The organism is Microvirga sp. P5_D2 (assembly GCF_054049475.1).
Map to the genome: position 1 here is coordinate 174955 of NZ_JBFUMH010000001.1, position 6385 is coordinate 181339.

8 protein-coding genes are annotated in these 6385 nt (G+C 62.8%); 4 read left to right on the forward strand and 4 right to left on the reverse strand.

Translation table 11 applies throughout. The annotated features are described in order from the left end of the window. Positions 1-4 precede the first annotated feature (4 nt). Positions 5-499, reverse strand: a complete 495-nt coding sequence (locus tag ACXJKO_RS00885) for a cyclic nucleotide-binding domain-containing protein (protein WP_457089178.1) — start codon at positions 497-499, stop codon at positions 5-7. Between the two features lie 7 nt (positions 500-506). Beyond that, positions 507-1193: a response regulator transcription factor gene (locus tag ACXJKO_RS00890; protein WP_457089179.1), complete on the reverse strand. Its 687-nt coding sequence runs from the start codon at positions 1191-1193 to the stop codon at positions 507-509. A 216-nt stretch (positions 1194-1409) separates the two neighbouring features. Between ACXJKO_RS00890 and ACXJKO_RS00895 the strand changes: the two genes are divergently transcribed. Together ACXJKO_RS00895 and ACXJKO_RS00900 are read left to right on the forward strand one after the other, a co-directional pair. Further along, positions 1410-1943, forward strand: coding sequence for a L,D-transpeptidase family protein (locus tag ACXJKO_RS00895; RefSeq protein WP_457089180.1), 534 nt, complete (start codon positions 1410-1412; stop codon positions 1941-1943). A gap of 122 nt (positions 1944-2065) precedes the next feature. After that, positions 2066-2794, forward strand: a complete 729-nt coding sequence (locus ACXJKO_RS00900; RefSeq protein WP_457089181.1) for an ATP-grasp domain-containing protein — start codon at positions 2066-2068, stop codon at positions 2792-2794. A gap of 12 nt (positions 2795-2806) precedes the next feature. Here the strand turns inward: ACXJKO_RS00900 and ACXJKO_RS00905 are convergent, their stop codons facing one another. Beyond that, positions 2807-3706 carry a LysR family transcriptional regulator gene (locus ACXJKO_RS00905; protein ID WP_457089182.1) on the reverse strand — a complete coding sequence of 300 codons (900 nt, stop codon included), beginning with the start codon at positions 3704-3706 and terminating at the stop codon, positions 2807-2809. Positions 3707-3818: 112 nt separating this feature from the next. Here ACXJKO_RS00905 and ACXJKO_RS00910 point away from each other — a divergent pair, with 112 nt between their 5' ends. Beyond that, positions 3819-4814, forward strand: coding sequence for an aldo/keto reductase (locus tag ACXJKO_RS00910; protein WP_457089183.1), 996 nt, complete (start codon positions 3819-3821; stop codon positions 4812-4814). A 192-nt stretch (positions 4815-5006) separates the two neighbouring features. Then, complete coding sequence (locus ACXJKO_RS00915) at positions 5007-5207, forward strand: YqaE/Pmp3 family membrane protein (protein WP_457089184.1); 201 nt, start codon at positions 5007-5009, stop codon at positions 5205-5207. A 55-nt stretch (positions 5208-5262) separates the two neighbouring features. On the opposite strand, the gene ACXJKO_RS00920 is transcribed toward ACXJKO_RS00915, so the two are convergent. Further along, the coding region (locus tag ACXJKO_RS00920) for an ATP-binding cassette domain-containing protein (RefSeq protein WP_457089185.1) at positions 5263-6385 on the reverse strand (1123 nt) is incomplete at its 5' end.

Here is a 6385-nt window from a genome sequence, read left to right on the forward strand (position 1 = left end):
AGGTTCAATCCTCGTTTTCACTCTTTGCCGGGATCTCCCCACCATCGATGGCGATGAGCTTCTGGCGCACACGCTCCAGGCCTTGCGTCAGGCGGGTGAGCTCGTCGGCCATGGCGTCCTGCATGGCGGCGGCGGCATCGGGGAATTCTTCCAGCACGCGGCGCATGAGGCTTGGCGTCACGCGGATCACGGTGGAGGGCTCGGCGGCAGTGGCGGTCGCGGGGCGGGCGATGCGGGTGAAGAGGGCCGCCTGGCCGATGAGCGCGCTGGGGCCGGCGACAAAGGCGGCGGGCGAGCCGTCCTCGTTGGCATCAAGCGAAAGACTGCCGTTGCTCACCACATAGCCGCCGTCAGAGCGGTCGCCTTTGCGGAACAGCACGTCGCCGGCCCGCAGGGACCGGGCCTCGGAGGCGAAAGCCACGAGGCGCAGGGCATCCCGCTCCAGCAGGCTGAAGAGCGGGGCCTTGGCAAGGATCGCGATATCGTCGTCGAGGGCCATGAAATTCTTACGGGATCAGCTTGTAGCCGCCGGGCTCGGTGACGAGAATGCGGGCGTTGGACGGGTCGGCCTCAATCTTCTGGCGCAGGCGATAGATATGCGTTTCGAGGGTGTGGGTGGTCACGTTGGAATTGTAGCCCCACACCTCCGTGAGCAGGGTGTCGCGGCCCACCACTGCCTGACCGGCGCGGTAGAGATAGCGCAGGATCGCGGTTTCCTTTTCCGTCAGCTTGAGCTTCGAGCCCTTCTCGTTGGTGAGAAGCTTCGAGCCGGGACGGAAGGTATAGGGCCCGATCTGGAACACCGCGTCCTCGCTCGCCTCGTATTGGCGCAGCTGCGCGCGGATGCGGGCGAGCAGCACCGCGAACTTGAAGGGTTTGACCACGTAATCGTTGGCGCCGGCTTCAAGGCCCATCACGGTGTCGTTGTCCGACCCCTGGCCGGTGAGCATGATGACGGGGCTGCGGAAGCCGTTCTGGCGCATGACCTTCACGGCCTCGCGCCCGTCCATGTCGGGCAGGCCCACATCCATGATGGCGAGGTCGATCCGGTCGCCCTTCACCGCCTCGATGGCGGCGCCCGCCGTCTCGACGATGGTCACCTGGAACTCCTCATAGAGGCCCAGCTGCTCGGCCAGGGTGTCGCGCAGGTCCTGATCGTCATCCACGACGAGGAGGCGGCTGGCATTCGACATCTCAAACCCTTCACATCATCAAAAACAGCGCAAGCACCGGGATCTCCTTAGGAAGCGGTCGAGGCCGCGTTCCTTAATCCCGGATGGTTGCGTTAGAAAAACCTGAGCGTGGCCCTGTTGCCCTGGCAAGCCTTGCACTTTCGGACCATGCTTGGACCAATAGAGTAGTCATTCCCAGCTTGACAACAAGGGGCAGGCCCTGCCCTTCCACTGCCGATGAAGCCCGCTCGCACGAATGTCATCCGCGTCTACCGCTCCCCGCTCGACCACAAGCGGGGGTTGCTGAAGGCTGGCAATCTCACGATTCCGTGTGCTCTCGGCCGCTCCGGCACCACCCGTTCGAAGCGCGAGGGCGATGGTGGCTCGCCGGTCGGGCGCTTCAAGCTGCTCCAGGCTTTTTACCGCCCAGATCACGGGCCGCGCCCCCGCACTGGGCTGAAACTCCGCCCCATCCGACCGGGAGACGGCTGGTCCGACGACACCCGCGACCGGCGCTACAACCGCCTCGTGCCCTTGCCCTGCTCCACCAGCCACGAAAAGATGTGGCGGGACGATCACCTCTACGACGTGGTGATCGACATCGCCTGGAACCGCGGCCCGATCATCAAGGGCCGGGGCAGCGCCATCTTCCTCCACATCGCCCGCCCCGGCTTTCTGCCGACGGAAGGCTGCGTGGCGGTGGACAAGAGCATGATCCGGCGGCTTTTGGAGCGGATCGGGCCAAGGACGCTGATCGAGATCATCGGTTAAGGCATGATCCTGATCGCCACCTGTTCGGAATACCCGCATCCGACGCCCAATCTCGAGGCTCTGATCAGCGCTTTAAGGTCGGCGGGAACCGAGGCGGATTATCTCCCCTGGAAGACGACGCCGTGGAGGCGTTCGCGGCGACTGATGCCGTCTTGCCCTTGTGTTGCTGGGATTACTATGATGATCCGGGGCGCTTCCTCGATTGGATCGAGGCACTGGAAGCGCGGGGCGCAAGGCTGATCAACGGCCCTGAGCTTCTGCGTTGGAATTTCCGAAAAACCTATCTGCTGAAGTTGGCGGCGGCAGGCCTTGCCGTTCCCCAAACCTTTCACCTGCCGCACACGACGCGTGAAATCGTAGAGCAGCGGATGGAGGAGAACGGCTGGCCTGTTGCAGTGCTCAAGCCGGTTTCGAGCCAAGGCGGGCATGGCATTCAGAAACTGCATTGGGCGGAGCGTGACCGATGGTCCATCGACGCGAGKCGAGGCGAGACGCTGCTCCAGGAATATCAGAACGATATCGGCGCCCTCGGCGAGACAACCCTGACCTTCATCGACGGCCATTTCTCTCATGCCGTCCGCCGCGTGCTTAAGACAGGTGAGTGGCGCGCCAATCCACAATACGGAATCACGTATGAGCGGGTCGAGCTGGATCAAACGGTCGTCGAAACGGCCCGGCGCTATCTTAGCGCGCTACCGGAAATGCCGCTTTATGCCCGGGTCGACGGGCTGATCCGTCCTGACGGCTTCATGCTGATGGAGCTGGAGCTGATCGATCCCTATCTCTATTGCGAATTCGAGCCCGGCAGCGCCGATGCTTTTGCGCGAGCGTTGCTGAAAAGAATCCTCTGAGAGCGTGTATGTTTACGGCTCTCTTGCCGCCTTGATAAAATCAACAAAGGCCCGCAACGGCGCAGGCATGTGCTTGCGGCTCGGATAGTACAGGAACGGGCCCGAAAAGCTCTGCTGCCAATCATCGAGGATCGGCACGAGGTCGCCGCTTTTCAGCGCGGGCTCGAGAAAGCCTTCGAAGGTGCCGATGATCCCGAGGCCCTGGATCGCAGCGCTGATTTCGAGATCGATGGTATTGGCGACGAGCTGGCCTGTCGGGCTGATCTTGACCACCTCTCCGTCGCGCTCGAATTCCCAGGGCAGCATGACGCCATGGGCGAAGCGGTGGCGGATGCAGGCATGGTGCAGCAGGTCCCTTGGGTGCGTAGGCTGCCCATGCTCTGCGAGATAGGCCGGTGACGCCGCCGTCACGAAGCGCTGGACGCGCGGGCCGATGGGCACGGCGATCATGTCCTTCTCTAAGCGTTCATCGTAGCGGATGCCCGCATCGAAACCGGCGGCCAGCACATCGATGAAGCTGTCGTCGGTGATGATCTCCAGGCTGATGCCGGGATGTGCTTTCAGGAATGGCCCGACGATCCAGGGAAGCACCAAGCGCGCCACCGCGCCGGGAACGTTGAGCCGGAGCGTGCCGGTAGGACTGTCGCGAAAGCCGTTCACCGCATCGAGCGCGGCGCTCACTTCGTTCAAAGCGGGGCCTAAGCGCTCCAGCAGGCGCTGCCCGGCTTCCGTGGGCGTGACGCTGCGCGTGGTGCGGTTGAGAAGGCGTACCCCGAGCCGCGTTTCCAGCCGCCGCAAAGCCTCGCTTAAAGTGGAGGCGGAAACCCCGCGCAGGCGGGCCACGCTGCGGAAGCTCCGCGCGCGGGCGATGGCGGCGAAGACTTCCAGATCGGCAAGGTCGGGTTCGGCCATTGTTCGAAAATCCAAACAACCTGTTCTGGTTATGCCGGATTATCGCACGAACCGGAAGGTGTCATGGTCCGTTCAAGAGCAGTGCGCCGCTCTCCGCAAAAGGAATGGGACAATGAAATTTCGCCAATTGGGCGTGGCCGGGCCACGCGTTTCCGCTCTGGGTCTCGGCTGCATGGGCATGTCGGGCATGTATGGCCCCTCTGATAGAGCCGAGAGCATTGCGACCATCCATGCCGCGCTGGAGGCCGGGATCACCCTGCTCGATACGGGCGATTTTTACAGCATGGGCCATAACGAGATGCTGATCGGCGAAGCTCTGAAAGGGAGAAACCGCGATCAGGCACTGATCAGCGTGAAGTTCGGAGCCCTGCGCGACCCCTCGGGCGCCTGGATGGGCTATGACGCGCGGCCCAAGGCCGTGAAGAACTTCATCGCCTATTCTCTGCAGCGTCTTGGCGTCGATCACATCGACATCTACCGTCCCGCGCGGCTCGATTCCGACGTGCCGATCGAGGACACCATCGGTGCCATCGCCGACATGGTGAAGGCTGGTTATGTACGTTACATCGGCCTGTCCGAAATGGGCGCAGACACCATCCGCCGCGCCGCGGCCGTGCATCCGATCTGCGATCTCCAGATCGAGTATTCCCTCATCTCGCGCGGTATCGAAGACAACATCCTGTCTGCCTGCCGCGAACTCGGCATCGGCATCACCGCCTATGGCGTTCTCTCGCGTGGGCTGATCAGCGGGCATTGGGAGAAAGGCCGCGAAGCCAAAGGAGATTTCCGCTCCTTCAGCCCGCGCTTCCAGGACGGCAACGTCGAGAAGAATCTGGAGCTGGTGGAAGCCTTGCGCAGCCTCGCCGATGTCAAGCGCGTCAGCGTGGCCCAGATCGCCATCGCCTGGGTCGCGGCGCAGGGCGCCGACATCGTGCCCCTCGTCGGCGCCCGCCGCCGCGACCGGCTGAACGAAGCGCTGGGCGCGCTGGATGTGGTGCTCACAGATGAGGATTTGGCCGCCATCGAGCGGGTTGTGCCGCGAGGCGCTGCCGCCGGTGACCGCTACCCTGCCGCCCAGATGAATCATCTGGATAGCGAGAAGGTTTAGGAGGCTGGCCTACTAAGGGTGTGCGATTTCCCCTCCCCCTTGCGGGGTGGGGTGGGAGGATGCGACCGGGTGAGAGCTTACAAAGTCGAGCGCGGGCCTAACCTCTTCCGGGTGGGAGAGGGGTGCAATCTTTGCAAGCCGCTGGAGCATCCCCATCTAATGCTCAGTTTGGAATGAAAGGCCGACTGCCCCATGCGCCTCCTGATTGCTTTGATCCTCCCCTGGCTGACCTTTTTCACCATCGGTCGACCCTTCGCGGGGCTGATCTGCCTGATTCTTCAGATAACCATCATCGGCTGGCTTCCGGCGGCAATCTGGGCCGTATATGCGCTGAGCCAGTACAACACCGACCGCAAGATCGCCGCGGCCCTGCGCCAGCAGGCTCGCTCGTAGAGTCTCGTCATGGCCGCACTTGTTGCGGCCATGACGCTAGAGCATTTTACCTCTGCTATCCCTCTCTCAGGGCCTTGTAGAAAATCTCCGGCGCTTCGATCTCCCTCACCTTGCGGTTTTCAATGAGCAGGAAACGCGTGCCGACGGCTTCGATGAAGCTGCGGTCGTGGGAGACGAGGATCGCGGTGGCTTCCGAGGCGAGGATTTCCGATTCCAAGGCCTCGCGGCCGGGAATGTCCACGTGGTTTGTGGGCTCGTCCATGAGGTAGAAGTTCGGCTCCGTCAGACGCAATGCCAACAGACCAAGCCGCGCTTTTTGGCCGGGCGACAGGGTGCCGATGCGGCGCTTCTGCTGCTCGACGGGAAAGCCCGCACCCGCCAAGAGCGCGGTGCTGCGCTGATCGCCCAGGCGGAACGTCGACAGGATGAAGCCGTGCGGCGTTTCGTTTGACGGCATCTGCGACAGGTCCTGATCCGTGTAGCCGAGCACCAGCGTTGGAGAGGTGCGGATGCCGGGTGTGCCGTCCGGTCGGGCAATCGCCTTTTGCAGCAGACGCACGAATTGCGACTTGCCGATTCCGTTGCGGCCGAGCACGACGATGCGGTCGCCCTGCTCCACTTCGAGCTTGCGGATATCGAACAGCTTCTCCCCGTCTGGTTTGGTGATCGTGACATCTTCAAGCGCCAACAGAACTCGCGCATGGGTGCCGCGATTGCCGAGACGGATTTCGCCCGGTCGCTCGCGATGCAACGTCAACAGATTCTCTTCCAGCGCTTCGGCGCGCTTCTTCAATTGCTTGGCCTTGGTCAAGGCGAGATCGCTGCCGCTGTTGACGCCGATATTGCGCAACTCGCCCGCGTTCTGCCTTAAGCGTTTGATCTCCCGCCGGTCCTCCTCGTTGCGGTTGGCCTGCGCTTCGTCCTGCGCTTCCATGAGATCGCGGGCGCTCCGGTAGGGATGCGCGAAGACCGTCGAGGCTTCGGGCCGCAGGAACAGGGTCTTAAAGCATCGGACTGGAAATTCGACTCCTGGGTTTTGGCCTGGTGCGATCTGTGATTCACTTGCTGGAACGGGAGGTGGATCATGGGTCACTGCTATTCTCTCGATCTTCGGGTGCGGGTGTCCGACTTTGTCGAGGCGGGCCATTCCTGCCGGGCGGCGGCAGGGCACTTTGCCG

Coding starts and splice junctions, on each gene's coding strand:
- ACXJKO_RS00890 (WP_457089179.1), bottom strand. CDS start 1,193: ATGTCGAATGCCAGCCGCCTCCTCGTCGTGGATGACGATCAGGACCTG.
- ACXJKO_RS00910 (WP_457089183.1), top strand. CDS start 3,819: ATGAAATTTCGCCAATTGGGCGTGGCCGGGCCACGCGTTTCCGCTCTG.
- ACXJKO_RS00885 (WP_457089178.1), bottom strand. CDS start 499: ATGGCCCTCGACGACGATATCGCGATCCTTGCCAAGGCCCCGCTCTTC.
- ACXJKO_RS00905 (WP_457089182.1), bottom strand. CDS start 3,706: ATGGCCGAACCCGACCTTGCCGATCTGGAAGTCTTCGCCGCCATCGCC.
- ACXJKO_RS00895 (WP_457089180.1), top strand. CDS start 1,410: ATGAAGCCCGCTCGCACGAATGTCATCCGCGTCTACCGCTCCCCGCTC.
- ACXJKO_RS00915 (WP_457089184.1), top strand. CDS start 5,007: ATGCGCCTCCTGATTGCTTTGATCCTCCCCTGGCTGACCTTTTTCACC.